Genomic DNA, 26,291 nt, shown 5'->3' with positions numbered 1-26,291 from the left:
GAAGATGCTCCGGGCGAGATCAGGTCGTGTGGATCTTTTCCCGGCGAAAGCCCAGTCCGACCAATCGGCCGGTGAGGTGCGCCAGAAACGGAAATCGCATGATTGCCAGCACAAAGGCCGGCGGCCCTTTCTTTTTTTCCGCGTCATCGACCTGCTTGTTTTTGCGACCGACACGCATCATCCGCTGGAGAAACTGCGTTGCCTTGGTGGGAAAGGATCGCCGGTTTTCGATTGCGGCGAGATCGTCGTCTGAAACACCGCGGCCGGAAAGAACTGCAGGTAGAAGCACATTCGCTGCCGCAACGGCGTCCTGAACCGCGAGATTAACCCCAACGCCGCCGACGGGCGACATCGCATGGGCCGCATCGCCGATGCAGATCAGGCCGGGTTTCCACCAGCGCTTCAGCCGATCGATACGGACGGTCAGAAGATAAACGTCATCCCAGCTTTTAAGCTCATCCAGCCTCTCGCGGGGAAAGGGGCAGATTTCGGCTACCCTACGCCTGAAAGCTTCGATGCCTTCAAGCTTTATGTCAGCGAAAAACCCTTTCCGCACGACATAACCGCATTGCCAGTAATCACCACGGTCGATCATGACGAAGCCCTGTCGCGGACCGGCATGGCCCATGGTTTCCTTGGGATCGCCGGGCTGTTTCGAGAGCCGCATCCACAACACCTCGGTCGGAACACCGAAGCGCTGGACCTCCAGGCCTGCGGCCTCACGGACGACGGAACTGCGGCCATCAGCCCCCACCACCAGATCGGCCTCGATCTCTATCTCTCCCTGCGGCGTATTGATCCTGATACCGCCGACCTTTCCGCCGCGCTCGACAAGGCCCGTTACCGGCGCATTCATCAGCAATCTGAAATTCTCGTATTGCCCGGCTTTCCCCACGAGGAAATTGAGAAAATCCCATTGCGGCATGAAGGCAATGAAGCGATGTCGGACCGGAAGGCGGGAAAAGTCGGCAATCGTAACGCGCTCGCCGCCAATGACCGCATGAAGCGCCGGTGCACGCGTATGCGGAAGGCTCAGAAACTCATCGATGAAACCGAGTTGCTCGATCAGATCGAGCGTGGAGGGGTGGATGGTGTCGCCACGAAAATCACGCAGAAAATCCCCGTGTTTTTCAACCACGACGACGTCGATCCCGCTCCGCGCCAGCAGCAGGCCGAGCATGACGCCCGCTGGTCCGCCGCCGGCGATGGCAATGGTGGTGCGGATATGCTGGGCGGCCCCGCTATTGTCTCCCAGAGCGCTCTTCACGGTGTCCATCACTTCTCTCCCCCCACGCCTCGTCTTCACCGCGGATCGGCGGAGGGAAGGCTCACATTTTTCGGTTGCGGCCAGCCCTGCGCATCGAACTTAAACAGCATCTGCGACCGCGCGAAGATAAAGGCGAAGGCCATTGCCGTCCACGTCCCGAGAAACAATCCGGCGGCGACATCGCTCGGATAATGGGCGCCGACGATGACGCGCGAAATCCCGATGACGAGGGCAAGCAGCAGGAAGCCCCAGCGAAAGCGTGGCATCAGCATGGCGAAGGCGCCGAAGAACGCCCCCGCCGCCGTTGAATGTCCTGAAGGGAAGCTTTCGTAAAGATTGTCGCCGGTGAAAGGTGTGAGACTATAGGCACCCATTTCCAGAAAAAGCTCAGGCCGCGCCCGCCCGATCAGGAATTTCAGCGTGTGGACGAGAATACTTGCTGTTCCGATCGTCAGGAAAAAATAAGCAAGAAGCCGCCACGCCGTTCGCAGGTGCCCGCCATAGGTCCGCGCTTGCAGGACACGCGCCGCAATATAGGCCAGAATGGCTAGTGCCCCGGTAGAATAGAGCATCCAGCGGAACGTTCCGAAGTCCGTGATGGCGCGGTTGAAAGAGACGATTTTACCCGGCAGGGCCTGCGCGGTTTCAGAAAGATGCGGATCAAAAGGAATGAAAACGAGAACCAGCAGAAGGCTTGCCGCAAAAATCCAGCCACTGGAAACCACGAAACGTCGCATCGATGTCCTCTTCTGTTTTCCAGCATATGGCTTTGTCGGCAACAAAAACAATAGCTGGGCTTTGTCCTTGTTATGGCAGGTTTTCGCGGGTAGAGCCTAATCTGCCAAATAAATAAACGGGCCAAAGATGACGAATGCCAGCAAATTGCCACGCAAGCTCACCATATTGGGTTCGACGGGCTCGATAGGCACCAACACGATTGATGTCGTTCGCCAGTTGGGAGGCCGCGAGGCGTTTGAGATCGCCGCCCTCACAGGAGCGGGAAACATCACACTTCTGGCGGAACAGGCCGTAGAATTTGGTGCGCAGCTCGCGGTGACAGCCGAGGAAGAGAATTACCAAGCGCTGAAATCGGCGCTGGCCGGCACCGGCATCACGGTTGCAGCGGGCAAGGCAGGCCTCGAAGAGGCAGCCTCCATTGATGCCGGCTGGGTGATGGCGGCAATTGCCGGTACGCCCGGCCTCGCCCCGACGCTCACAGCGGCACGGCGCGGAGCGGACATTGCGCTTGCGAACAAGGAATGTCTGGTATCAGCCGGCGATATTTTCCTTCGAACCGTCAAGCAGGGTGGTGGCCGGCTGATCCCGGTCGACAGCGAGCATAGTGCGATCTTCCAATGCCTGACGGGCGACCATCAGCAGGCGGTGGAGCGCATCGTCCTGACAGCATCCGGTGGCCCCTTCCGCACCTGGTCTCGCGATGAGATGGCGAATGTCACGGCCGATGTCGCCCGCGCCCACCCCAACTGGTCGATGGGCCTCAAAGTTTCCATCGGCAGCGCCTCGATGTTCAACAAGGGGCTGGAAATGATCGAAGCGAAATATCTCTTCGATCTCCGGCCCGAGCAGGTGGAGGTGATCGTCCATCCACAGTCGATCATTCATTCGATGGTGGGCTACACGGACGGTTCCTATATCGCCCAACTCGGCGCGCCGGACATGCGCACCGCCATTTCCTATGCCCTCACCTTTCCGCAGCGTGGCAATCTGAATGTTGAGAGACTGGATTTCGCAAAGCTGGCGCGGCTGGATTTCGAAGCGCCGGACGAAGTGCGATTCCCGGCGATCCGCCTTGCTCGCACTGCACTGGAGCGCGGCGGCCTGCAGGGTGCGGCCCTGAATGCCGCCGAGGAAACCGCATTTCATGCCTTCGTTGAGGGAAGCATTGGCTTCCTTGATATGGCCGAGATCGTTGAAACAGTCATGGACCACCTGCATGACGGCCGATCCGCGACGACGATCGACGATGTTTTCGCGACGGACGAGGAGGCCCGCCGCCATGCGCTTGCAATCATCGCCGCAAAAGAAAAGGCCGCGTAAACGCGGCCCGAAGTCTTCAATCCAGAAACCGGCTTTACGCCACGGCACGCGCCAGCGCGCAGTGCGACCAAAGCTGGTGCAGTGCGCCCACCAGGTTTTCGATATCCGCATCGCTATGCAGCGGGGTCGGGGTGATGCGCAGGCGCTCGGTCTTGCGCGGAACGGTCGGGTAGTTGATCGGCTGCACATAAACACCGTGGCTATCGAGCAGGATATCCGAAATCCATTTGCACTTGGCAGCATCGCCAACCATGACCGGCACGATGTGGCTGGGATTGTCCATATGCGGAATACCGCGAGCGTCGAGAAGCCCGCGCAGCTTGCGCACGCGGTCCTGATGACGGGCCCGCTCGAAAGGGCTCGCCTTCAGGTGCTGGATCGAAGCAATCGCGCCGGCGGCGAGCGACGGCGGCAATGCCGTCGTGAAGATGAAACCGGAAGCGAAGGAGCGGATGAAATCGCAGACCGCGGCGGAGCCGGTAATGTACCCGCCCATGACGCCGAAGGCCTTGCCGAGCGTTCCCTCGATGATCGTCAGGCGATCCATCAGGCCTTCGCGCTCGGCAATGCCGCCGCCGCGCGGGCCGTACATGCCCACAGCGTGGACTTCGTCGAGATAGGTCATGGCGCCATAACGATCGGCGAGATCGCAGATTTCCCTGATCGGCGCGATATCGCCGTCCATGGAGTAAACGGATTCGAAAGCGATCAGCTTCGGCGCGTTCGGATCAGCGGCCTGGAGCTTGGCCTCGAGGTCCTCCAGATCATTGTGCTTCCAGATCACCCGCTCACAACGGCCATACCGGATGCCCTCGATCATCGAGGCGTGGTTGAGCGCGTCCGAAAAAATGATCAGGCCAGGTATCTTCTGGCCGAGCGTGCCGAGGGTGGCCCAGTTCGAAACATAACCTGAGGTGAAGATCAGCGCCGATTCCTTGCCATGGAGGTCAGCAAGCTCGCGCTCGAGCAGGACATGATAGTGGTTGGTGCCAGAAATATTCCGGGTGCCTCCCGCACCCGCGCCACAGTGATCAATGGCGGCTTTCATGGCTTCGATGACTTTCGGGTTCTGGCCCATGCCGAGGTAGTCGTTGGAGCACCAGACGGTAACGTCCTTCCGCTCGCCATCGGCGTTGTAGCGTGTCGCGCGGGGAAAGTTGCCCTGCTGCCGCTCTATATCCGCAAAAACGCGATAACGTCCCTCAGAATGCAGGCTTTGCAGTTCCGTCGTGAAAAATGCCTCGAAGTCCATGCCATGCTCCAGAATTGACCAGATCGTTCTCTGCCTCGTTGCCGGGACCGTCAACCCTTGCGGGTCATTTTAGCCGCCACTGCGTCAATTCGCCGTTGTTTTGAACCATTCCAATAAACCGTTTATAGCCGCTCATGAAAAGCGCAAAATTGATTCACATCAAAAAAGCGGATTTTTGGAACCTTTTTTGCGCCGCGCCGTTGTTTGGGGCACAATCGATTTACGCTCGGAGGAATGCCTTGGTGGAGGCTTCCCTAAACGACATCGAATTGTTAGTTATCTGTGGCGGTCGGAGGTAGCAGTCGCCGCAGATAAATATGGGACGCCTACCGAGCCAAAGAGCTCATTGTAACGTTGGAGAGAGTTTCATGAAAAAGGCAATCATATTTGCGCTGGTCGGCCTGTCGCTCGCAAGCTGCACGCAGACTGAAAAGGGTGCTTCGATTGGTGCCGTTTCCGGCGCTGTCATCGGTGGCGCGGTCACTGGTAACGTTCGTGGTGCGGCTGTTGGCGCAGCGATCGGTGGCGTCGGTGGTGCTCTGATCGGCAACGCTTCCGAGCCTGGCTATTGCTATTATCGCGACCAGTACGGCCAGCGTTACACGGCACGTTGCCGCTAATCGCTTCGCGAATAACAGTTGCACAGAAGCCCCGGTCACCCGGGGCTTTTTGCGTCATTGGCTGCAAAACAGCTGCCCGAGGGTCCTCAAAGCCGTTTATTTATGATTAAATTGCAACGTTAACGGACAGGAAACGGGTTAGGGCGACAATAAAGCCTCAACCATAAAGCAGCTTATGCGAAGAACACGAACTAACCCGAAGACAGGTATTGCGTATCGGAAAGCTGGCACCGCTCTTGCGGTTGCTTTCACGTTCGTCCTGTATCCGGCGTTTGCGCGTGATGCCTTTGCCTTCAAGCTCTTCGGCGTCCGCCTCTGGGGTTCCGAGGAACCGGAGGTCGAGGTCATCAATCCAGTCGCATTTACCGTCACGCTGAATGCCCCGGACGCCGACGCATCCTTGAAGGAAAGCCTGGAAAACAGCTCTCTTCTTCTGTCAGACAAGGACAAGCCCGCCTCCGGTGACCTCGGCCTTTTGATAAAGGCGAGGGACGACCGGGACAGGCTGATCGCGTCGCTTTACGAAAACGCCCGTTACGGCGGCCTCGTGAACGTGACGGTCGCCGGCAAAAATGTCGATGACCTGCCGCCCAACCCTGTATTCGATCATCGTGCGCCCGTTCCCGTCGTCATAACCGTAACGGCGGGCCCGAAATTCACGCTTGGGAACGTTCGCCTGGAAGGCGATGTCACGGGCCGCAATCTCGAAGAATATGGCCTCGTCACAGGCGGTAATGCCGGATCGCTCGCGATCATCCGCGCCGGCAACAAGCTTATCAACGACCTGAAGGCCGAAGGAAGGCCGCTTGCCAAGTTGACGAAACGGGAAGCGGTGGCCAACCACGCGACGAACACGGTCGATATCACCATGGCGGCCGAAGGTGGCCCGGTCGCACCGCTCGGCACCGTTACCGTGACCGGCGAAAAGACCGTCGACGGCAACTTCATCCGCCGTTATTCCCGCCTCAATGGCGGCGAGCCCTATTCGCCTGAGAAGCTGCGAAAGGCTGCAGACCGTTTGCGTCAGCTTGGCGTCTTTTCCAGCCTGACGATCAAGGAAGCAGGAACCCTCGCGCGCGACGGCACCATTCCGCTGACAATCGAAGTGTCCGAAGGCAAACACCGTTATTTTGGGGCTGGCGCGCAATATTCCACCACGGAAGGCATCGGGCTTCAGGGATACTGGGGCCACCGAAACCTGTTCGGCCAGGCGGAATCACTGCGTATCGAAGGATCCGTTTCCCGCATCGCCGAAGCATCAAGCGTCGACGGCATGGATTATTCGGCTGGCATTACCTTCACCAAGCCCGGCATGTTCAATCCGCGTACCACCTTCAAGACGAGCCTGATCGCCAAGACCGAGCACCCCGACACCTATGACGCAAAGACCGTAACGGGCACGGCCGGCTTTGCCTATGAACTGAACGATACCGATACGGCCGCAGCCGGCCTCGAGGTCCAGTGGGCGGATACGGAAGATGCCTTCGGCAAGAACCAGTATCTGACGACATCGATACCTCTGGAGTTCGTGCGCGACGCACGTGACGACAAGCTGAATCCGACGGAGGGTTTTCGTGCATCGGTCGCCGCGAAGCCGAGCTACGAGGCACTCAACGGCACGTTCTTCTCCTCCTTCGAAGGCTCGATCACCGGCTACAAGGGCCTCGGCGCCGAAGACCGCCTGATCATGGCGGGAAAACTTGCAGGCGGCGTGCTGGTTGGCGGTAGCGATCTGCAGGACATTCCCACCACCAGACGCTTTTATGCTGGCGGAGGCGGCTCCGTCCGCGGCTACAGCTACCAGGAAATATCACCTTACAATGCCGCTGGCGACGCAACCGGCGGCCGCTCGTATGTCGTGGGCTCCGTTGAAGCCCGCATTAAGGTCACCGATACGATTGGCATCGTGCCTTTCATCGATGCGGGCGTTGTTTCAGACGAGGTCACCCCGGATTTTTCCGATATCCGGGCTGGTGCCGGTATCGGTTTGCGTTACGCAACACCGTTCGGGCCTCTGCGTCTCGATGTCGCCATGCCGCTTGAAAAATATGATGGCGGTAACAGTTTCGGCATTTATGCGGGCATTGGCCAGTCATTTTAAAAGCCGCAGTCGAACACCCTTACAATAGAGTGTAGTTTACTTTTGATGAGAACTTTGATTCGATTGCTGAAATGGTTGGGCTACGCTGCGCTCTGCGGCGTCGCGCTGGTCTTGCTTGCGGTTTTATTCATCGGCTTCACCCCAATGGGGGCGAGAATCGCTGCAAAACAGATTTCGTCGCTCGTCTCGACGCCGGATCAGATGATCGCACTCTCGACACCGAGCGGTCTTCTGACAGGGCGACTGCGGCTCGACAATGTCACGCTCTCGGACCGGCAGGGCCCCTATGCCCGCATCAACGAGATCGCCGTCGACTGGTCGCCGCTTTCGCTGCTGGCCGGAACCTTCCATGCCGACCGGGTGTCGGCCGGATCGATCAGTGTTGAGCGCAAACCGCTGCCACCGGAGCAGAACAACAGCAGCAAGAGTTCCAGCGGTTCATCGTTGCCCATCGAGATCACGGTCGATAGTTTCAGCTTCCCGGAGATCAGCCTCGGCGAACCGCTTCTCGGTCGCGCCTTCGATCTCTCCGCGGAAGGCAATCTCAAGGCTGCCCCGGATGACATGCGCCTTTCGCTTGCCGCACACAGACGAAATGCCGTCGATGCGGAAGTCAACGCCGACATCGCCTTCCTGCCGAACGAAAATGTCCTGAAGCTGAAGGCGGAGATGAAGGAGCCGGAAGGCGGCCTCCTCGCAACGCTTCTGTCGCTGCCGGGCACGCCCGCCGTGGCGCTGGACCTGAACGGCGACGGCCCTCTTTCCAGCTGGACGGGCACGCTGCGCGGCAGTGTCGCCGGCAACGCCGTCGTCAACGTGACCGGCCGCCACCTCCTCGGAGATGACGGCACGCGGCGGATCGAGATTGCCGGCGGCGGTCAGCCGGATATGCTTCTGCCTCCCGCCTTCCGCCAGCTTTTTGCTGGCGAGACGAAGCTCGATGCAAATGCAACGCTTTTCCCGCAGGGGCGCATCGAAATCGGCAGCAGCACCCTTGAAACCGGCACCCTGCTGTTGACGGCATCGGGCTCTGTCGATCCGAACGGTCAGAACGATCTTGCCGCGAACCTTATCGGCACTGCCGGCCCAGTGGATTTCCGCTGGCCGCTTGAGAATGGCGAAGTCCAGGCGCTGATTAACGGCGTCGATCTCTCACTCAAGGGAAACGCGGACGCCGCGCATCTCAACACGACCGCTTCCTTGCGGAGCCTATCCCTGCCGCAGGGCAGGCTCGACGATGTCAAGCTGACAGCCCAGAGCGCCGATCTCAACATCGCAAACCGTAGCGGCACGATTGCAACCGTTCTGTCCATTGCGCAGTCGTCCTTCGTGAGTGCGGATATCGACCGGCTCGTGCGCGCTCCCCTCACCATAAAGGCGCCACTTGGCCTCACCTCCTCGGCCATCAGCTTCAGTGGTGCAACGCTTGAGAGTGCAAGCGTCGGCGGCACGCTGAATGGCAGGTTTGATTTTGCCGGTAACCGCCTCACCTCCAGCGTTCAATTCTTCGCATTGCCTGCGACGCTTCCTCCAGCGCTCGCGGAAAAATTCGACAGCACCACCGCCCTTCAGGGTGATGTCGACGTGACGATCGGCGGGCGCACCCGTGTCGAGAACCTGGCTATCAAGTCCGGAACGATCGAGGCGGAAGGTAATGTCAGTCTCGAAAATGATGCGCTGAGCGCCAACCTCAAGGGCAAATTCCCGGCGCTGGAAAAGCTGACGCCCCAGGCGAAGGGTGTCGCCGATTTCACCATCGAAGCGAGCGGCGCGCTCGCCGCCCCTGACTTCACTGTGAGCCTGACGTCCGAAAGTGCGCTGCTTGCGGGACGGCGGCTGGAGGCCCTGACCGTCAACGCCTCCGGCAAGGCCGACCCGGCCGCGCCGCAGGCCAAGCTGACGGCGAGCGGAAGTCTTGACCGGCAGAAGATCGACGCCAATGCCAATGTGGTGCAGACCGAAAAAGGCACGGCAATTCCGGAACTCAATATCACCGTTGGCCGTAACGTCCTGAACGGAAAGCTGGAATTTTCGCAGCAATTCCTGCCGACGGGCAATCTTTCCTTTAATTTTCCCGATCTTTCCCTGCTGGCGGCCCTCGCGGCCCAGCAGGCGGATGGCGACATCGCCGGCGATATCGCGCTAAGCAACACCGACGGCAAGATCGCCGCAACGATCAAGGCTAATGGCGGCAGCATTCGCCAGGGCACGACAACGATTTCAAAACTGGCCGCCGATATCTCTATCGACGACCTCAAGGCGCTCGCCATCAATGGCAGGATCAGTGCCGACAGTATCAATGCCGGTGCCGCCGCAATATCCGGCCTCAGCGCCACCATTGGTCATTCCGGCACGACGACGCAATTTGATGTCAACGGCCGGTATGACAATGCGCCGCTGGTGGTGAAAGGCAGTGCCGAAACCGGCGGATCGCCGATGACGGTCCGGCTCGACGCTTTCTCGGCGGCGCCAAGGGGCATTCCGGTGCGTCTGGACAAACCCAGCACCATCGCTATTCAGAACGGCACTGCCCGAATTTCCGGTTTGACCATCGTGACCGGCGACGGACGCATCGAGGTCAGCGGAACGGCTGGATCCACGCTCGACATCAACGCCGAGATCCGTTCGCTGCCGGCCAGCCTCGCCAATGCCTTCGCCACCGGACTGGATGCAGCAGGCAGCATTTCCGGCACGGTCAGTGCCGAGGGCGCAGCGTCCAACCCCTCCGTCGATTATAATCTGAACTGGGCCAATGCGGAGGTCGCGCAGACCCGCGCTGCAGGGCTTGCTGCGCTCGGCATCAAGGCCAATGGTCGTTTTACTGGCGGAAACCTTCAGATCGACACCAACGTCTCAGGCCAGGGCGGCATGTTGCTCTCCGGCGGGGGCTCGCTCGGCATCGCTGGCAACCGACCGCTTTCTATGTCGTTTTCAGGCAGGTTGCCCTTCTCCGCCGTCGCAGCGCAGACCGCAGCGCAAGGGCTTGATGTCGACGGCACCGCAGCCATTGACGTGAAAATTTCCGGCAGTGCTTCGGCTCCTGTTGTGACCGGCACTATCACCACGGACGGTACGCGCCTGACCGACGTGCGCAGGAACCTCACCGTCAACGACCTTGGCGCGACCATCACTTTCGACCGCGACCGCGCCGTCATTTCCCGGTTGAGCGGCAGGCTGGCCGGTGGCGGAACGATCTCGGGAACGGGCAGCGTCGGCATATCAGGCGGCGGATTCCCGGCAGATATATCGATCAGGCTGGATCGTGCCGGTTACAATGACGGCACGCTGGTGACGACAGTGGTCAGCGGCACGCTGACGCTGAAGGGCCCGTTGCTGAATTCCCCTGTGCTTGGCGGTAATCTGACGCTGGACAGGAGTGCCATCACCATTCCGGAAAAACTTCCGGCCTCGCTGACGGAAATCGAGGTCAAACACAAGAACGCGCCGCCAAAGGTGCGTGCACAGGCCAAGGCGCTTGGGGCTGATCAGGGTGGAAGCGGCAGTTCCTCGACGATCAATCTCGACTTGCAAGTGAACGCCCCGAGCGGAATCTTCGTTCGCGGACGTGGCATCGATGCAGAACTCACCGGCAACCTCACCATTCGCGGCACCGCTGCCGCTCCTGCCATTTCCGGCGGATTCGAAATGCGTCGCGGCCGGTTGGAAATCCTCACCCGTCGCCTGGATTTCACCACGGGCAATATCACCTTCGGTGGCGGGCTTGTTCCCGTTCTGGACATGAAGGCGGATTCGACGGTTGGATCGACAACCGTTACGGTGTCGGTGTCAGGCAATGCCAACGATCCAACCTTTGCCTTCTCTTCCGCCCCTGCCCTGCCGCAGGATGAAGTGATGGCACAGCTGATCTTCGGCCAGTCCATGTCGAAGCTATCGGCGCTGCAGATCGCGCGGCTGGCCGATGCCGCCGCTCAGCTGGCGGGCGGGCGCTCCACCTCCCTGTTCGATAAGCTCAGAAGTAATCTTGGCGTCGACGATCTCGATATTTCCACCGATTCCCAGGGACAGGCCCGCGTTTCCGCCGGCAAGTATCTCAATGAAAGAACCTATCTGGAACTGCAGCAAAGCGGCGATTCCGGTGCAAAGGCCATCATCAATCTTGATGTTGGCCGTGGTGTAAAACTGCGCGGGGAGGCCGGCGGCAACGGTGAAGGCGCGGCGGGCATTTTTTACGAGAAGGAATATTAGCCTTTCTAGTGAAACTGCGGAGCGGTTTTACGCAAGGACGCTGCGTAATATCAAAAAAAGCCTTTTCCTGATCTGAAAAAGCGAAAAGTCTGCTTGACCGCTTCGCATTTAGGTTTGCGAAACCATCTCGTGCTACGACTCTGCCATTGAAGACGGAAATATTTTTTCCGGCTGTTCAGGCACCAGGCAGAACGCCAAATTCGCATTGCAAGTGTCGGTGCACTTGCGCCGGCCTCCACAGCGAGCATTGGGAAGAATTCTGATGGCAATGATTAACTCTACCAATTTTGGCGGTGAGACGCTCGAAATCATCGCATTCCGCCTGCATGATCAGGAATTCTGCGTGAAGACGACGACCATTCGCGAAATCCGCGGCTGGGCGCCTTCCACGCCCATTCCACACGCGCCGAAAGACGTCATCGGCGTCATGAACCTGCGCGGGTCGGTTATTCCGATCATCGATCTTGCACACAAGCTCGGCATGAAGAGCACCGTTGCCAACGAACGCAGTGCCATCGTGGTAGCAGAAGTGCACAACATGGTCATTGGCATGCTTGTAGACCGCGTTTCGGACATCCTCACGATCCCGGCAAACCAGGTTCAGCCGGTTCCGGAAATCTCGGCCTCTTTCGACAAGTCTTATTCTGAAGGCATCATTGCCAACGAACACGGCATGATCTGCTTCCTGAACCTTGCGAAGATGTTCAAGGGCACAGAGGCTGAAGACCTCGCAGCATAAGCGCACCTTGCCCGCTGGCAGCATCAAGTGTGACGACTGACCAATCCAGACCGCCGGAGCCGCCGCCCGGCGGTTTAGTTTTATGCTACCGAGGGCAATATTAAAATAAGAACATTTTAATATTATAGATATCTAATATTAAAAGCCATAGATCAGAACCGCGCCGACTCGTAATCGTAAACGGACGATACCTGACCCAGGGCCGACATAGAGAAGTGCCTGCATCGCCGCTTCGCGGCAAACCTGTTCGTTGTTCAACGTGATATGGCGTGGCGCGCACCCGGGTGTGCAGCGTGCCGCGCCCTAGGCTGATTTTGGGGGACGTGTAATGCTGGGTTTAGGGAAAAGTGCCGACAATAAAAACATGCTCGACGCCATTTCGAGATCACAGGCGGTTATAGAATTCGATCTTAAAGGAAACATCCTGACGGCCAACAAGAACTTTTGTGCGGCGCTCGGTTATGAGCTCACCGAGATCGTCGGCAAACACCATCGCATCTTCTGCGACAACACGCTTGCCACGTCGCGCGCCTACGACGAGTTCTGGGCATCCCTCGCCCGCGGCGAGTTTCAGGCCAAAGAGTATCGCCGTGTCCGCAAGGACGGCAGCGTTATCTGGATCGAGGCCTCCTACAACCCGGTTTTCCGCTCCGGCAAGCCATACAAGGTCATCAAGATCGCCACCGACATCACCGCCAAGAAGATCAAGGCGGTGGACGATGCCGGCAAGCTTGAGGCACTGTCCCGCTCGCAGGCAACCATCGAGTTTCTGCCCGACGGCACCATCATCACCGCCAATCCCAACTTCTGCGCAACGGTGAATTACGATCTGAAGGAAATCGAAGGCAAGCACCATCGGATGTTCTGCGATCCTGCCTATGCCGCCTCTACCGACTACGCGAATTTCTGGCCGCGTCTGGCAAGCGGAGAGTTCATTTCCGACGAATTTGTTCGTTACGGCAAGAATGGCAAGGAAATATGGATTCAGGCGGCTTATAATCCCGTTGTCGATGATGCCGGAAAGGTTGTGAAGGTGGTGAAATTCGCCACCGATGTCACGCCGCGCATGAGCGCCATCAGCACTCTCGCCGGCGCCCTGCGATCGCTCGCCGAGGGCGACCTTGTCCAGCGCCTCGATACCAGTTTCGTGCCAAGCATGGAGAAGCTCAGAGCCGACTTCAACGAAGTAGTCGGCAAATTGCAGGCCACCATGCAGACCATCGCTCACAATGCCTCGACAATCGCCTCAGGCTCCGGTGAAATCAGGATCGCCGCCGATCAGCTTTCCCAGCGGACCGAGCAACAGGCCGCGTCACTGGAAGAGACCGCTGCCGCCCTTGAAGAAATCACCACCACCGTTGCCGATGCCAGCCAGCGTGCCGGTGAAGCGGGTAAGCTGGTGCTGCGGACAAGGGAACATGCCGAACATTCCGGCGATGTCGTGCAGCAGGCCATATCCGCCATGGATGCGATTTCGCGCTCGTCGGGCGAGATCACCAATATCATCGGCGTCATCGATGACATTGCTTTCCAGACCAACCTGCTGGCATTGAACGCAGGCGTTGAAGCCGCCCGTGCCGGTGAAGCGGGCAAGGGCTTTGCGGTGGTCGCGCAGGAAGTCCGGGAGTTGGCCCAGCGCTCTGCCGTCGCCGCCAAGGAGATCAAGTCGCTGATCAACACTTCCCGTCAGCAGGTTGCGAGCGGCGTCGATCTCGTCGGCAAGACGGGCGACGCGTTGCGCGATATTCAGTCGCAGATGGGAGAAATAGACGCCAACGTTTCGGCCATTGTTGAAGCATCGCGCGAGCAGGCAAACGGGCTGAAGGAAATTAACCAGGCGGTCAACATCATGGATCAGGCGACCCAGAAAAACGCAGCCATGGTTGAAGAAACCACGGCCGCCAGCCACGGCCTCGCCAATGAGGCAGACAATCTCTACGAGCTGCTGCGACAGTTCAAGATTTCCCGCGAGGCTCCGGTGTCATCTCATCAGCCTCTCGACAGAAAGGCCGCCACCGTTACACGCCTGCAGGCCCCGCAGCAAACACGATTCGCTCCGGCAAAAACATATGGAAACGCGGCTGCGGAATGGGCCGAATTCTAGAATATTTGCAGCCGAAGCGTATTCGATGCGTCGTCGACCAATGCGGCAAAAAACAGGAAAGAGCATTTTCGGTAATCACGTGATCAGCGGAAATACTCTGAAGTCACCGACCTCACCAACGCACGGATCTTAAAAAATGATCCGGTCTGGACGGGTGAAGATTTCAAAATCTTCACCCCGGACCAGCGCGACAAGAGTAATCCCGGCTCTTTCCGCGGTCTCAATCGCCAGTCCGGTGGGCGCAGAAATGGCGGCCACCACGGGGCAGCCCAAGAGTGCGGTTTTCTGGACCATTTCCACTGAGAGGCGGCTGGTGACCACCACAATCCCGCTCGCTGCGGAGATGCCCGCATTCATGACGGCGCCCGCCAGCTTGTCGAGCGCGTTGTGGCGCCCGACATCCTCACGCGCTGCCCGCAGGCCGCTTCTCGGCTGGTAAAAGCCAGCGCCATGAACCGCCCTCGTCTCACGGTTCAATGCTTGAGCGTCATTCAAGGCTCTCATGGCGGCGACGATGTGCCCACTTCCAACCGACATCGAGATACCGCTGACATCGGGCACAATGCGGACCGCCTGCTCTATCGACTCGATGCCGCAAAGACCGCAGCCAACGGGGCCAGCCATGTGCCGGCGGCGCGCGCGCAACGCATCCGCCTCCGCATCCATGAGATCTACCTGGACGTCGAATCCCTCTCCGGCTTCAACGACCTCGATGGCGTTGATATCGCCGCGCGCCGATATGATGCCCTCGGTCAGGCTAAAACCCACCGCGAAATCTTCCAGATCCGCCGGGCTCGCCATCATTACGGCGTGGGTGCTGCCACCATAAGAAAATGCGATCGGCACTTCCTCAGGGACCGCACGGTCGCCTTCGGCCAGAATGCCGTCGCGCATGGCGGTTCTCGAAACGACCCGAAAGCTTGTTTGTGCCGACACCGGGACTCATCCTCCGTAACATGAAGCGCCGCTTCATTCTGCGGTGGCAGCCACAGTGCCACCTGATCCTCGCTACAACATCTAACCCATAGTGCAGAAATTCGGAATCGATTTGGGAAGATTTACGCCGGTTCAAGTTGTATCGGACTGATCCGGCCGCTGCCTCCCCAACTGCGCGGCGCTTGAAACAAAAAAGCGACCCTGAAGGCCGCTTTCTGCTTTATCTCTTTTGTGGGCAGTCATTCCGAAGAACCCGCCCGGTGCTTTCAAGCAGCAACGAGAACCTCATGCAGGTTCGTCAGTTCGTAAAGATGCTTCTCAAGCTTTGTCAGATGCTCGTGGTGATGATTGCCTTCTTCGATTTCCGCCTTAGCCGCGTCGATGCGCCGCTGCAGCGTGTCGGGAGACATATCATCGGCCGAAACGGCGGATTCGGCAAGAAGCGTGCAGCCCGTCGGGAGAATATCGGCGAATCCACCGAAAACGACATATTTATGCGTTTCACCGGAGGCGAACTTCACCGTTACCAGACCCGGCTTGATCGTGGTCATCGTCGGCGCATGGTTGGCCAGAACGGTCATTTCACCCAGCGTAGCCGGGATGACGACTTCCGTAACCGTTTCGGAAACGAGCAGACGCTCCGGGGAAACGAGATCGAATTTGAAACTGTCAGCCATGGCTATTCACTTCTTTTCAATTACGCGGGCGTCACGGACTTGTCTGTTACAATGCCGACAAAGCCTTTTTGGTTTCGCCATCATTGCCGGCAAGGCGCGCGGTTAAACCACGCGCCCGCCAATTCATCATCAGGCAGCTTCGCCAGCCAGCTTCTTTGCCTTTTCGATGGCTTCTTCCATCGAACCGACCATGTAGAAGGCAGCTTCCGGCAGATTGTCGTATTCGCCGTTGACCAGGCCCTTGAAGCCCTTGATCGTGTCTTCGAGAGCAACGAGCTTACCCGGAGAGCCGGTGAAGACTTCAGCGACGAAGAACGGCTGCGACAGGAAGCGCTCGATCTTGCGGGCGCGGGCAACCGTCAGCTTGTCTTCTTCCGACAGTTCATCCATGCCGAGGATGGCGATGATGTCCTGAAGGGACTTGTAGCGCTGCAGGGTCGACTGAACCTTACGAGCCACTTCATAGTGCTCTTCGCCGACGATCATCGGGTCCAGCATACGCGAGGTGGAGTCGAGGGGGTCAACAGCCGGGTAGATGCCCTTTTCAGCGATCGAGCGCGACAGAACCGTCGTTGCGTCCAGGTGGGCGAACGAGGTGGCCGGTGCCGGGTCGGTCAAGTCGTCGGCGGGAACGTAAATGGCCTGAACCGAGGTGATCGAGCCCTTGGTCGTCGTGGTGATGCGTTCCTGCATCTGACCCATGTCGGTTGCGAGCGTCGGCTGATAACCAACGGCCGAAGGAATACGACCGAGAAGAGCCGACACTTCCGAACCAGCCTGCGTGAAGCGGAAAATGTTGTCCACGAAGAACAGAACGTCCTGGCCTTCGTCACGGAAGTTCTCAGCGATCGTCAGACCGGTCAGAGCGACGCGAGCGCGAGCGCCCGGCGGTTCGTTCATCTGTCCGTAAACCAGCGCAGCCTTGGAGCCTTCGCCACCGCCGAGCTTGTTGACGTTCGATTCGATCATTTCGTGGTATAGGTCGTTACCTTCACGGGTACGCTCACCAACGCCGGCGAATACGGAGTAACCGCCGTGCGCCTTGGCAACGTTGTTGATGAGTTCCATGATGAGAACGGTCTTGCCAACGCCAGCGCCGCCGAACAGACCGATCTTACCGCCCTTGGCGTAAGGAGCCAGAAGGTCGACGACCTTGATGCCGGTGACGAGGATCTGTGCCTCGGTCGACTGCTCGACATAAGCAGGGGCGTCCTGGTGGATGGCGCGCTTGGAAGCGGTCACGATCGGACCAGCTTCGTCAACCGGTTCGCCGATGACGTTCATGATACGGCCGAGCGTTTCCGGACCAACCGGAACGGAGATCGGAGCGCCGGTGTTCGAAACGCTCTGACCGCGAACCAGACCTTCGGTCGAGTCCATGGCGATCGTGCGAACGACGTTTTCACCGAGGTGCTGCGCGACTTCCAGAACCAGGCGGTTGCCGTTGTTCTCGGTTTCGAGCGCGTTCAGGATCGGAGGCAGTTCGCCTTCAAACGCCACGTCGACAACAGCGCCGATAACCTGGGTAACCTTGCCCGCGCCGTTCACCGCTGCGGTTTTCTTGGGGGTAGCTGCCTTAGCCATTATCCTTACCCTCTTTCCTTACCTCAGAGCGCTTCCGCGCCCGAAATGATTTCAATGAGTTCCTTGGTGATCTGAGCCTGACGCTGACGGTTGTAGGACAGCGTCAGCTTGTTGATCATCTCACCGGCATTGCGCGTTGCATTATCCATCGCGCTCATCTTGGCGCCCATTTCACCGGCAACGTTTTCGAGCAGAGCCCGGAAAACCTGAACCGAAATGTTGCGCGGAATAAGGTCTTCCAGAATAGAAGCCGCATCCGGCTCATATTCGTAGACGGCGTTCTGCGTTGCGGCATCCTCTTCCACAACGGGCGTTGCGGCGGGAATGAGCTGCAGGCCGGTCGGGATCTGGCTGATGACGGACTTGAATTCCGAATAGATCAGCGTGCAGACATCGAACTCACCCGCGTTGAAGAGCGAAATCACCTTCTTGGCGATCTGGTCGGCGTTTTCAAAACCGACCTTCTTCACGTCGCGCAACTCGATGCGCTCGATGATGTTGGCTGCAAATTCGCGACGCAGCGCGTCGTAACCCTTCTTGCCGACCGTGATGATCTTGACCGTCTTGCCTTCCGAAATCAGCTTGCGGGCGTGATCGCGGGCAAAACGGGCGATTTGCGAGTTGAAACCGCCGCAAAGGCCACGCTCAGCCGTGCAGACGACGAGCAGATGCACATCGTCCTTGCCGGTGCCGGTCATCAGCGCCGGAGCAACGTCCGCCTCAACCGCATTCGCGATATTGGCAAGAACGGCGCTCATGCGCTGCGAATAAGGCCGGGCGGCCTCCGCAGCTTCCTGGGCGCGCCGAAGCTTCGCCGCGGCGACCATTTTCATCGCCTTGGTAATCTTCTGCGTCGCCTTTACGGAGGCAATGCGGTTTTTCAGATCCTTTAGTGAAGGCATCCGTTATCCGTCCGAGTAAAAGAGCCCTGATTTAAGAGAAAGACTTGGCGAAATTATCAAGAGCGGCCTTGAGCTTGCCCTTGGTATCGTCGCTGATAGCCTTTTCCGTGCGGATGGTGTCGAGGATCGCCTTGCCTTCCGACCGGAGGTAGGAGAGCAGACCCTGCTCGAACTTGCCGACCTGTGCGACTGCAACCTTGTCGAGGTAACCGTTGACGCCGGCGAAGATCACCGCAACCTGCTCTTCCGTCTTGAGCGGCGAGAACTGCGGCTGCTTCAGAAGCTCGGTCAGGCGAGCACCGCGGTTCAGCAGGCGCTGCGTCGAGGCATCGAGGTCCGAACCGAACTGGGCAAAAGCGGCCATTTCGCGATACTGAGCGAGTTCACCCTTGATCGAGCCGGCAACCTGCTTCATCGCCTTGATCTGGGCGGCAGAGCCAACACGCGAAACCGACAGACCGACGTTAACGGCCGGGCGGATACCCTGATAGAACAGGTCGGTTTCGAGGAAGATCTGGCCATCGGTGATCGAGATCACGTTGGTCGGAATGAACGCCGAAACGTCGTTACCCTGGGTTTCGATGACAGGCAGAGCCGTCAGCGAGCCAGCGCCCATTTCGTCGGAGAGCTTTGCAGCGCGCTCGAGAAGACGCGAGTGGAGGTAGAAAACGTCGCCCGGATAAGCTTCGCGGCCCGGAGGACGGCGCAGCAGCAGCGACATCTGACGATAAGCAACAGCCTGCTTGGAAAGGTCGTCGTAACCGATGAGAGCATGCTTGCCGTTGTCACGGAAGTATTCGCCCATGGCGCAACCGGCAAACGGAGCAAGGTACTGCATCGGAGCCGGATCGGAAGCGGTCGCAGCAACGATGATCGAATACTGCAGCGCGCCGCGCTCTTCCAGAACCTTCACGAACTGGGCAACGGTCGACCGCTTCTGGCCGATAGCGACGTAGACGCAATAAAGCTTGTCGCCGTCAGGGCCATTGTCGTGAATGGCCTTCTGGTTCAGGATCGTGTCGAGAATGATCGCGGTCTTGCCGGTCTGGCGGTCGCCGATGACGAGCTCGCGCTGGCCACGGCCAACCGGGATGAGGGCATCGATGGCCTTGAGGCCGGTCGACATCGGCTCATGAACCGACTTGCGGGGAATGATGCCGGGAGCCTTGACGTCAACGCGCGAACGCTTGGCGGCATTGATAGGGCCCTTGCCGTCGATCGGGTTGCCGAGCGCGTCAACGACGCGGCCAAGCAGTTCCGGGCCAACGGGGACGTCAACGATAGCGCCAGTCCGCTTTACGGTGTCGCCTTCCTTGATGTCACGGTCGGAACCGAAGATAACCACGCCGACATTGTCGGCTTCGAGGTTGAGCGCCATGCCGCGGATGCCGCCCGGAAACTCGACCATTTCACCAGCCTGAACATTGTCGAGACCGTAAACGCGAGCAATACCGTCACCGACGGAAAGCACCTGGCCGACTTCCGAGACTTCCGCCTCGTTGCCAAAATTTTTGATTTGATCTTTCAGAATTGCGGAAATTTCCGCGGCGCGGATATCCATCAGCCAACCTCTTTCAGTGCAAGCTTAAGGGTGGAAAGTTTGGTGCGAAGAGACGTATCGATCTGGCGGGAGCCGACCTTGACGATCAGACCACCGAGGATCGAGGGATCGACGGTAACGGAAACCGCCACATCCTTGCCGGTAACGCTCTTCAGCGCCGCCTTCAGTTCAGTTTCCTGCGCCTCGTCGAGCGCATGTGCCGAGGTAACCTCGGCGGTGATTTCGCCGCGGTGGGCGGCAGCAATGGTGCGGTAGGCGCGGATCATGCCGGGAACGGCAAAGAGACGGCGATTATTCGCAACGACCTTGAGGAAATTCAGCGCGAGACCGTTGATGCCGGCCTTTTCGCAGATTGCGGTGATTGCCTTGAACTGGTCCTCGGCGGAAAATACCGGGCTCGCAACCAGACGCTTCAAATCATCGCTTTCGTCGAGAAGAGCGCCAAACTTGTCCAGTTCGGCCTGAACCGCTTCGACCGTACCCGCTTCCAAAGCAAGCTCGAAAAGCGAAGACGCATACCTTTCCGCTACACCGGATGTTCCCTGGGAGGTCTCTGCCACGGGCACTTTTTCCCTGCTAATCGTCCAAGACCATCAGCGATGGGGCTCCACCGCATCAAATTCTTGAAATCGTTTCAATTTCCCCGAAAAAGACCGGAATTCCCCCCTGCCTTTTCCCAATTTCGCGGTCCGTCTAGCATAGGACGCCGGGACTCGCAACACGCGTAATAGCGGAAAGCGCCGTTTGGGCAAGGGGGAATGCGTTTTAATTTTCCGATTTCGCTCAGGATCAAGCGCCTGTGAGGCGCAAAAGCCAAAAAGCCGGTTTCAGACCAGCCCGAAGACGTAGCTCAACGAGAGTGCGGCGAGCAGAAAGTGCACAACCAGAAGTAAGAGATTCCGCATGCTTGCGCCACCATCAGAGAGGATGGAGAGTATCCCGCCGAACACGCTGAGGCCGAATGCCGCACCGAAGGCGAGATAGACCATGGGCTGGGCGAGAAGCAGGGCGGCGGCGCCGAGGCCGAGATAAAAGCCGGAAAGCGACGAGCGCACCAGCGCATAGCCATCCCGTCGTTCGCCGGCGGGCAGCAGACCGAAAGCCCGAAGCGTCAAGCCGGGTGCAAACATGAAAAACAGCCCGATGATGGCCGATACCAACGCCGCGCCGAAAGCCAACTGTTCGCCGAATTCGGCCGGAAAATAAAACTCCATATCGTTCCCCAATCGATTCTGTTGTTCGCTCGCCTTATGCCACGGTCGCGACAGCTGGAAAACGCCTGCGCCCGCAAAGTTCAGAGGAAACTTTGCGGATCGATATCCAGCTGCACATGCACGCTGCCGCGCTCCTTCGGACCATTGGCCAGAAGCGTGCGCAGAAACGACTGCATGTCGGAATTGCGCCGCCCGTGTACCAGCAACCGAAAACGGTGCCGACCGCGGATCAGCGCCAGCGGCGCTTCCGCCGGGCCAAGCAGCATGATGCCGGTTACCTGCGGGGCCGCAGCCCTCAGACCTCTCGCATGCGTTTCCGCTTCTCCGCGCGTATCGGCCGAAACGATGATCGAGGCAAGCCGTCCGAAGGGCGGTAGCGCGGCCTTTTCGCGCTCCACGATCTCCCTCTCGTAGAATGCAGAGGCATCACCGGAAACGATGGCCTGCATGACCGGATGTTGTGGCTGATAGGTTTGCAGCAAACCATGGCTCTTGCGCCCCGTTCTCCCGGCGCGCCCCGTTACCTGCGAAAGCAGCTGAAAGGTTCGCTCCGCCGCCCGCGGATCGCCATTGGCAAGGCCGAGATCGGCATCAACGATGCCAACAAGCGTCATCAGCGGGAAGTTATGCCCCTTGGCAACGAGCTGCGTGCCGATAACGATGTCTGCTTCCCCTTTAACGATCGCCTCCAACTCCAGCCGCAGCCGCTTGACGCCCATCAGATCGGAGGAGAGCACGATGGTGCGGGCCTCGGGGAAATGTTTCTCCACTTCTTCGGCGATGCGCTCCACACCCGGCCCGCAAGCCACGAGATGATCAAAAGTGCCGCATTCCGGGCAATGATCGGGCGTTGGCTCGTTATGGCCGCACTGATGGCACTGCAACTGATTGCGGAACCGGTGCTCCACCAGCCAGCTGGAACATTGCGGACACTGGAAACGGTGGCCGCAGACCCGGCAAAGCGTCAGCGGCGCATAGCCGCGTCGATTGAGGAACAGCAGCGCCTGTTCACCCTTTTCGATCGTCTTGCCGATCCCACGCAGCAGGACGGGTGACAGAAACCCTCCGCGCTCCGGCGGGTGTCGGCGCATATCAACGAGATGAAGGTCCGGCATGGCCGCATCGCCAAAACGCGTGTGCAGGTGAATCGTGTTGTAACGGCCGGAACTGCCGTTCACCTGGCTTTCGACAGATGGCGTGGCCGAGACCAGCACGACGGGGAATTCGGCGATCCGCGCCCTCACAACCGCCATGTCGCGGGCATTATAGAAAACACGGTCTTCCTGCTTGTAAGCCGGATCATGCTCCTCATCGACAATGATGAGACCAAGATTATTGAAGGGAAGGAAAAGCGCCGAGCGCGCGCCGGCTACCACCTTCACCTCGCCGGTGACAGCCTGCCGCCAGACTTTTTCACGCATTCGGGGTGAGACGTCGGAATGCCATTCCGCCGGTTTTGCACCGAACCGATCCTGAAAGCGCTCCAGAAACGCCGCTGTCAGGGCAATTTCCGGCAACAGGATGAGCACCTGCTTGCCTTGCCTGAGCGTTTCGGCCACGGCCTCGAAATAGACCTCGGTCTTGCCGGAGCCCGTCACGCCGTCGATCAACGAGACATGAAAGCCGCCCCTGCGCACATCCTCCAGTATCTCCGAAGCGGCCTGTCTCTGCGGGCCCTCCAGACGCGGCTCGACATAATCAGGGTCAGGCTCGGGCACGACAGGCGGCGCGGGCAGGAAGATCGTCTCGAACACGCCCTGTTTCACAAGCCCGTCGATGACGCTGGTCGAAACGCCGGCAGCATGGGCAAGCCCGCTCTTCGTCCAGCCGTGCCCTTCGGCCGCCAGCTCCATCACCCGCTCGCGGGCGGGGGTCAGGCGCTCCGGCCTGCCTTCCGTCAGCCGCAGCCCCTCGATCATCGGCTCGGGATCGAAGGCGGCCGGCGCGCGCAATGCCATGCGCGCCACGAGACCGGGCGGAGACAGCGTATAGGCGGCAACCCAGTCCACGAAGCGGCGCATTTCCGTCTTCATGGGCGGGCACTCGAAACTCTTGGTAATGGGCCGCAACTTCTTCGGATCGACAGCTTTCTCTCCGGTCTCGTCCCACACCACGCCAAACACCTGCCGGGGGCCGAGCGGCACCTGAACGACGGAACCAGTGTCCACCACCATATCTTCAGGCACAGCGTAACTATAGGGCCCGGGCGCCGGCATGGGCACAAGAACGGGCACCGTGCGCGTGGGCGACGGCGGGTCGAACAGGGCCCCAAACAGATCGGACGAATCTTTTGCCATGATGTGGCGACCATGCCCCGGCGACAGGAAAAAGGAAACCGCCCGGATGTAGGGCGCTCGCCCCGCAAAGTCCACCTCTTAACCAAATGCTGACCGTAGGCGCATATATTCACGCTGTGGAATGGAGCGCCGCGTGACCGAAATCCTGACATTTGCCGACCCCGATCTGCTTGCCGAGCGCCAGGCCTGGCTGACGGCGCTTGGCGGTGAACGCCGCCTTTCCGACAATACCGTCGAAGCCTATGAGCGCGATACGCGTCAGTTCCTGACCTTCCTGACAGGCTATATCGGCAAACCAGCCTCCATTGCGGATATTGCCGATCTTCGTCCTGTCGATCTGCGCGCCTTTCTGGCCAACAGGCGCAAGGAAGGCGTTGGTGCGCGTTCCCTCGGCAGGCATCTGGCGGGACTGCGCTCCCTGCTGCACCACCTTCAGCGAAAAGGCCTTGTCAATGCCGCCGGCGCCACCGCCATGCGCGCGCCAAAACAACCGAAATCCCTGCCGAAGCCGCTGACCGATCGGCAGGCGCTGAAGATCACGACATCAAAGGCACAGTTAAATGAAGAGCCATGGATCGCAGCCCGCAATGCGGCCGTCCTCTCGCTGCTCTATGGCTGCGGGCTGCGCATTTCAGAGGCACTCAGCCTCACGCCGGCAGATTTTCCGCCCGGCGCACGCAGCCTGCGTATAACAGGCAAAGGCAACAAGACACGGATCGTGCCGCTTTTGGCCGTGGTGACGGAAGCGGTCGATACATACAAAAAGCTCTGCCCCTATGCCCTGTCGGCGAGTGAACCGCTGTTCCTCGGCGCACGCGGCGGCAAGCTGCAGCCCGCCATCATCCAACGGGAAATGCAGAAGCTGCGCGGCGCGTTCGGCCTTCCGGAAAATGCCACGCCGCATGCGCTGCGCCACTCCTTCGCCACTCATCTTCTGGCCGGCGGCGGTGATCTGCGCACCATTCAGGAACTGCTCGGCCATGCGAGCCTCTCCACCACACAGGTCTATACCGGCGTCGATACGGCAAGATTATTGGAAATCTACGACAACGCGCACCCTCGCGCATGACACAGGAAATGGTTAACCATAAACATTAACCAGACATCCAAACGGCCGTTCTATAAGTGAACGAGAACCGGATTGGACCGATGCAAAGCCTGATGAAACCTGAAAATCTGACCGCCACCCTCATGGGCAAAACCGGCGATGCCCTGCTCTGGCTGCTGGCCGCCCTGCATGTTACAGCCGTTGCCATCCTCCTCATGACCCTGCTGTCACTGGGCGAGGCGGAGGCCGCCGAGCAGAAGGTCACGTGCACGGGCAGCGATATTCTCGTAGACATGCGTAAAACCGATCCGCAAGCTTTCGCAAAGATCGAGCAGGAAGCGGCAGCGATCCCGAACGGCAAGGGCAACTTCTGGCGCATCGAAAAGGCAGGTACCCTCCCATCCTATCTTCTCGGCACCATGCATGTCACCGATCCGCGTGTTCTGGAGATGCCTGCGGCCGCCAGCCCCGCCTTTGAGAAGGCAGCGACTGTCATCGTGGAATCGGACGAGATCCTTGATGACAGGAAAATTGCGGCGTCGCTGCTGAGCAAGCCTGAACTCACCATGTTTCTGGATGGCAAATCAATCACCGACATCCTGTCGCCCGAAAATGTTTCGCGTCTCGAAAAGGGCTTGAAAGAGCGGGGCATTCCGCTGAATGCGGTTTCGCGGATGAAGCCCTGGATGCTCTCGAGCTTCGTCGCCCTGCCCGCCTGCGAGTTCGCCCGCAAGGCAACGGGCCTCTCCTTTCTCGACAAGAAGCTTGCCGAAGACGCGGTTGCGAACGGAAAGCGCCTCGTCGGGCTGGAGACGATGGTCGAACAGCTGACGGCCATGTCCGAGCTGCCGATGGAATTTCATCTTCAGGCACTGATCGAAACGCTGGAACTGGGCGACCGCATGGATGACGTGATGACGACCATGACCGATCTCTACGTCGCCGGCGATATCGGCATGACCATGCCCATGCTGAAAAGCATCGACCCCAAAAAGACAGCGGCGGAAAGCGAACAGGGCTACGCCGCCTTCGAACAGCGCATTATCACCGACCGCAATCACGTCATGGCAGACCGCGCCACACCTGAGCTTGCCAAGGGCAATGTCTTCATGGCCGTCGGCGCGCTGCATCTGCCGGGCCAACAAGGCCTTGTCGAACTGCTGCGCGCAGAGGGCTTCACCCTCACGCGGGTCGATTGACCCACTCACTTCCGGTGCTGACAGGCCGGACATTGGCGCAAAACGGCCGCATCGTCGCCGGCACGATACGGCGGTGAAACGGCCCGACAGCGAGAAGATAGAGCCGTCCGAACAGATTCTTGCGCCTGACGATGGTGGTGACACTCACCAGCTGGTCGCTTCCTTTTTCTTCGAGATCAACGACGATCCGGAAATCGAGATGACGGTCATCGAAACCCAGCACGGTCCGCTCCCGGCTTGACGACAGAACCGGAAATCCACCCGCCGAAGCGCCGGCCACCAACTGGACCGTTTTTAAGCCGAAGAGCGAAACGACACGGTTTCGAAGCGCCATCAGCGCGCTAATCCATGCCGGAGGATGATCGAGGAGAAGCCTGCTCACATCGAGCGAGGTCGCTCCCGGCGTCATCATTTCGCCCTGAAAACAATCGCACCAATCGGCGCCCGCCAATATCTCTTCGATGTTTCGCATCCCTGAACCCCAGCCGCACGGTGCGACAGGGGCCACCATCCTCTTTTTCCAGCG

Annotated in this window: 20 protein-coding genes; 8 read left to right on the top strand and 12 right to left on the bottom strand. The window is 59.3% G+C overall.

The annotated features are described in order from the left end of the window. Nucleotides 1-19 precede the first annotated feature (19 nt). Both ACUTJJ_RS02625 and ACUTJJ_RS02620 read right to left on the bottom strand, forming a co-directional pair. Nucleotides 20-1,276 (bottom strand): FAD-dependent oxidoreductase, encoded by a 1,257-nt coding sequence (locus ACUTJJ_RS02625; protein ID WP_445541199.1) that lies wholly within the window; start codon nt 1,274-1,276, stop codon nt 20-22. A 26-nt stretch (nt 1,277-1,302) separates the two neighbouring features. After that, the gene (locus tag ACUTJJ_RS02620) at nt 1,303-2,004 is read right to left on the bottom strand and encodes a phosphatase PAP2 family protein (RefSeq protein WP_445541198.1); all 702 of its coding nucleotides are present in this window, start codon (nt 2,002-2,004) and stop codon (nt 1,303-1,305) included. 127 nt (nt 2,005-2,131) lie between these two features. On the opposite strand from ACUTJJ_RS02620, the gene dxr reads away from it, so the two are divergent. Then, nucleotides 2,132-3,325 carry a 1-deoxy-D-xylulose-5-phosphate reductoisomerase gene (gene dxr, locus ACUTJJ_RS02615; protein WP_445541197.1) on the top strand — a complete coding sequence of 398 codons (1,194 nt, stop codon included), beginning with the start codon at nt 2,132-2,134 and terminating at the stop codon, nt 3,323-3,325. A gap of 34 nt (nt 3,326-3,359) precedes the next feature. Here dxr and hemA read toward each other — a convergent pair whose 3' ends face one another. Further along, the gene (gene hemA / locus ACUTJJ_RS02610) at nt 3,360-4,577 is read right to left on the bottom strand and encodes a 5-aminolevulinate synthase (protein ID WP_063948362.1); all 1,218 of its coding nucleotides are present in this window, start codon (nt 4,575-4,577) and stop codon (nt 3,360-3,362) included. Between the two features lie 368 nt (nt 4,578-4,945). On the opposite strand from hemA, the gene ACUTJJ_RS02605 reads away from it, so the two are divergent. The 5 genes from ACUTJJ_RS02605 to ACUTJJ_RS02585 all read left to right on the top strand — a co-directional run bounded on the left by ACUTJJ_RS02605 (nt 4,946) and on the right by ACUTJJ_RS02585 (nt 14,347). Next, nucleotides 4,946-5,197, top strand: a complete 252-nt coding sequence (locus ACUTJJ_RS02605; protein ID WP_004443753.1) for a YMGG-like glycine zipper-containing protein — start codon at nt 4,946-4,948, stop codon at nt 5,195-5,197. Between the two features lie 175 nt (nt 5,198-5,372). Beyond that, nucleotides 5,373-7,298 (top strand): autotransporter assembly complex protein TamA, encoded by a 1,926-nt coding sequence (locus ACUTJJ_RS02600; RefSeq protein ID WP_445541196.1) that lies wholly within the window; start codon nt 5,373-5,375, stop codon nt 7,296-7,298. Between the two features lie 45 nt (nt 7,299-7,343). Then, nucleotides 7,344-11,504 (top strand): translocation/assembly module TamB domain-containing protein, encoded by a 4,161-nt coding sequence (locus tag ACUTJJ_RS02595; RefSeq protein ID WP_445541195.1) that lies wholly within the window; start codon nt 7,344-7,346, stop codon nt 11,502-11,504. A gap of 262 nt (nt 11,505-11,766) precedes the next feature. Then, nucleotides 11,767-12,243: a chemotaxis protein CheW gene (locus ACUTJJ_RS02590; RefSeq protein ID WP_003504949.1), complete on the top strand. Its 477-nt coding sequence runs from the start codon at nt 11,767-11,769 to the stop codon at nt 12,241-12,243. Between the two features lie 328 nt (nt 12,244-12,571). Then, entirely contained in the window at nt 12,572-14,347 is a 1,776-nt protein-coding gene (locus ACUTJJ_RS02585; protein ID WP_296071411.1) for a methyl-accepting chemotaxis protein, read from the top strand. Between the two features lie 129 nt (nt 14,348-14,476). Here ACUTJJ_RS02585 and fdhD read toward each other — a convergent pair whose 3' ends face one another. From fdhD to ACUTJJ_RS02545, 8 genes are all read right to left on the bottom strand, one after another. Further along, on the bottom strand, nt 14,477-15,241 hold the full coding sequence (gene fdhD / locus ACUTJJ_RS02580; RefSeq protein WP_296071414.1) for a formate dehydrogenase accessory sulfurtransferase FdhD: 765 nt from the start codon (nt 15,239-15,241) through the stop codon (nt 14,477-14,479). Between the two features lie 308 nt (nt 15,242-15,549). Beyond that, entirely contained in the window at nt 15,550-15,960 is a 411-nt protein-coding gene (locus ACUTJJ_RS02575; RefSeq protein WP_004443766.1) for a F0F1 ATP synthase subunit epsilon, read from the bottom strand. 129 nt (nt 15,961-16,089) lie between these two features. Beyond that, nucleotides 16,090-17,544 carry a F0F1 ATP synthase subunit beta gene (gene atpD, locus ACUTJJ_RS02570; protein WP_063948353.1) on the bottom strand — a complete coding sequence of 485 codons (1,455 nt, stop codon included), beginning with the start codon at nt 17,542-17,544 and terminating at the stop codon, nt 16,090-16,092. Nucleotides 17,545-17,567: 23 nt separating this feature from the next. Then, nucleotides 17,568-18,446, bottom strand: coding sequence for a F0F1 ATP synthase subunit gamma (locus ACUTJJ_RS02565; protein WP_063948352.1), 879 nt, complete (start codon nt 18,444-18,446; stop codon nt 17,568-17,570). 31 nt (nt 18,447-18,477) lie between these two features. Next, nucleotides 18,478-20,007 carry a F0F1 ATP synthase subunit alpha gene (gene atpA / locus ACUTJJ_RS02560; RefSeq protein WP_063948351.1) on the bottom strand — a complete coding sequence of 510 codons (1,530 nt, stop codon included), beginning with the start codon at nt 20,005-20,007 and terminating at the stop codon, nt 18,478-18,480. Beyond that, a complete protein-coding gene (locus tag ACUTJJ_RS02555; RefSeq protein WP_172801591.1) occupies nt 20,007-20,573 on the bottom strand; it encodes a F0F1 ATP synthase subunit delta in 567 nt (188 codons plus the stop codon). The genes atpA and ACUTJJ_RS02555 overlap by 1 nt, the downstream gene beginning before the upstream one ends. A 261-nt stretch (nt 20,574-20,834) precedes the next feature. Continuing rightward, a complete protein-coding gene (locus ACUTJJ_RS02550; protein WP_144578152.1) occupies nt 20,835-21,221 on the bottom strand; it encodes an AGROH133_08824 family phage infection protein in 387 nt (128 codons plus the stop codon). A gap of 80 nt (nt 21,222-21,301) precedes the next feature. After that, entirely contained in the window at nt 21,302-23,518 is a 2,217-nt protein-coding gene (locus tag ACUTJJ_RS02545; protein WP_445541194.1) for a primosomal protein N', read from the bottom strand. A 121-nt stretch (nt 23,519-23,639) separates the two neighbouring features. On the opposite strand from ACUTJJ_RS02545, the gene ACUTJJ_RS02540 reads away from it, so the two are divergent. Next, nucleotides 23,640-24,587 carry a tyrosine recombinase XerC gene (locus ACUTJJ_RS02540; protein ID WP_445541193.1) on the top strand — a complete coding sequence of 316 codons (948 nt, stop codon included), beginning with the start codon at nt 23,640-23,642 and terminating at the stop codon, nt 24,585-24,587. A gap of 80 nt (nt 24,588-24,667) precedes the next feature. After that, the gene (locus tag ACUTJJ_RS02535) at nt 24,668-25,765 is read left to right on the top strand and encodes a TraB/GumN family protein (RefSeq protein ID WP_445541192.1); all 1,098 of its coding nucleotides are present in this window, start codon (nt 24,668-24,670) and stop codon (nt 25,763-25,765) included. On the opposite strand, the gene ACUTJJ_RS02530 is transcribed toward ACUTJJ_RS02535, so the two are convergent. After that, nucleotides 25,749-26,237 (bottom strand): DUF2867 domain-containing protein, encoded by a 489-nt coding sequence (locus ACUTJJ_RS02530; RefSeq protein ID WP_445541191.1) that lies wholly within the window; start codon nt 26,235-26,237, stop codon nt 25,749-25,751. The genes ACUTJJ_RS02535 and ACUTJJ_RS02530 overlap by 17 nt on opposite strands. Between the last annotated feature and the right edge of the window lie 54 nt (nt 26,238-26,291).

This window comes from Agrobacterium sp. DKPNP3, assembly GCF_052686535.1.
Note: the sequence above shows the minus strand (reverse complement) of the source record. Positions and strands in the feature narration are given on the sequence as shown.

Coding starts and splice junctions, on each gene's coding strand:
- ACUTJJ_RS02625 (WP_445541199.1), bottom strand. CDS start 1,276: ATGGACACCGTGAAGAGCGCTCTGGGAGACAATAGCGGGGCCGCCCAG.
- ACUTJJ_RS02620 (WP_445541198.1), bottom strand. CDS start 2,004: ATGCGACGTTTCGTGGTTTCCAGTGGCTGGATTTTTGCGGCAAGCCTT.
- dxr (WP_445541197.1), top strand. CDS start 2,132: ATGACGAATGCCAGCAAATTGCCACGCAAGCTCACCATATTGGGTTCG.
- hemA (WP_063948362.1), bottom strand. CDS start 4,577: ATGGACTTCGAGGCATTTTTCACGACGGAACTGCAAAGCCTGCATTCT.
- ACUTJJ_RS02605 (WP_004443753.1), top strand. CDS start 4,946: ATGAAAAAGGCAATCATATTTGCGCTGGTCGGCCTGTCGCTCGCAAGC.
- ACUTJJ_RS02600 (WP_445541196.1), top strand. CDS start 5,373: ATGCGAAGAACACGAACTAACCCGAAGACAGGTATTGCGTATCGGAAA.
- ACUTJJ_RS02595 (WP_445541195.1), top strand. CDS start 7,344: ATGAGAACTTTGATTCGATTGCTGAAATGGTTGGGCTACGCTGCGCTC.
- ACUTJJ_RS02590 (WP_003504949.1), top strand. CDS start 11,767: ATGGCAATGATTAACTCTACCAATTTTGGCGGTGAGACGCTCGAAATC.
- ACUTJJ_RS02585 (WP_296071411.1), top strand. CDS start 12,572: ATGCTGGGTTTAGGGAAAAGTGCCGACAATAAAAACATGCTCGACGCC.
- fdhD (WP_296071414.1), bottom strand. CDS start 15,241: ATGCGCGACGGCATTCTGGCCGAAGGCGACCGTGCGGTCCCTGAGGAA.
- ACUTJJ_RS02575 (WP_004443766.1), bottom strand. CDS start 15,960: ATGGCTGACAGTTTCAAATTCGATCTCGTTTCCCCGGAGCGTCTGCTC.
- atpD (WP_063948353.1), bottom strand. CDS start 17,544: ATGGCTAAGGCAGCTACCCCCAAGAAAACCGCAGCGGTGAACGGCGCG.
- ACUTJJ_RS02565 (WP_063948352.1), bottom strand. CDS start 18,446: ATGCCTTCACTAAAGGATCTGAAAAACCGCATTGCCTCCGTAAAGGCG.
- atpA (WP_063948351.1), bottom strand. CDS start 20,007: ATGGATATCCGCGCCGCGGAAATTTCCGCAATTCTGAAAGATCAAATC.
- ACUTJJ_RS02550 (WP_144578152.1), bottom strand. CDS start 21,221: ATGGAGTTTTATTTTCCGGCCGAATTCGGCGAACAGTTGGCTTTCGGC.
- ACUTJJ_RS02545 (WP_445541194.1), bottom strand. CDS start 23,518: ATGGCAAAAGATTCGTCCGATCTGTTTGGGGCCCTGTTCGACCCGCCG.
- ACUTJJ_RS02540 (WP_445541193.1), top strand. CDS start 23,640: ATGGAGCGCCGCGTGACCGAAATCCTGACATTTGCCGACCCCGATCTG.
- ACUTJJ_RS02535 (WP_445541192.1), top strand. CDS start 24,668: ATGCAAAGCCTGATGAAACCTGAAAATCTGACCGCCACCCTCATGGGC.
- ACUTJJ_RS02530 (WP_445541191.1), bottom strand. CDS start 26,237: ATGCGAAACATCGAAGAGATATTGGCGGGCGCCGATTGGTGCGATTGT.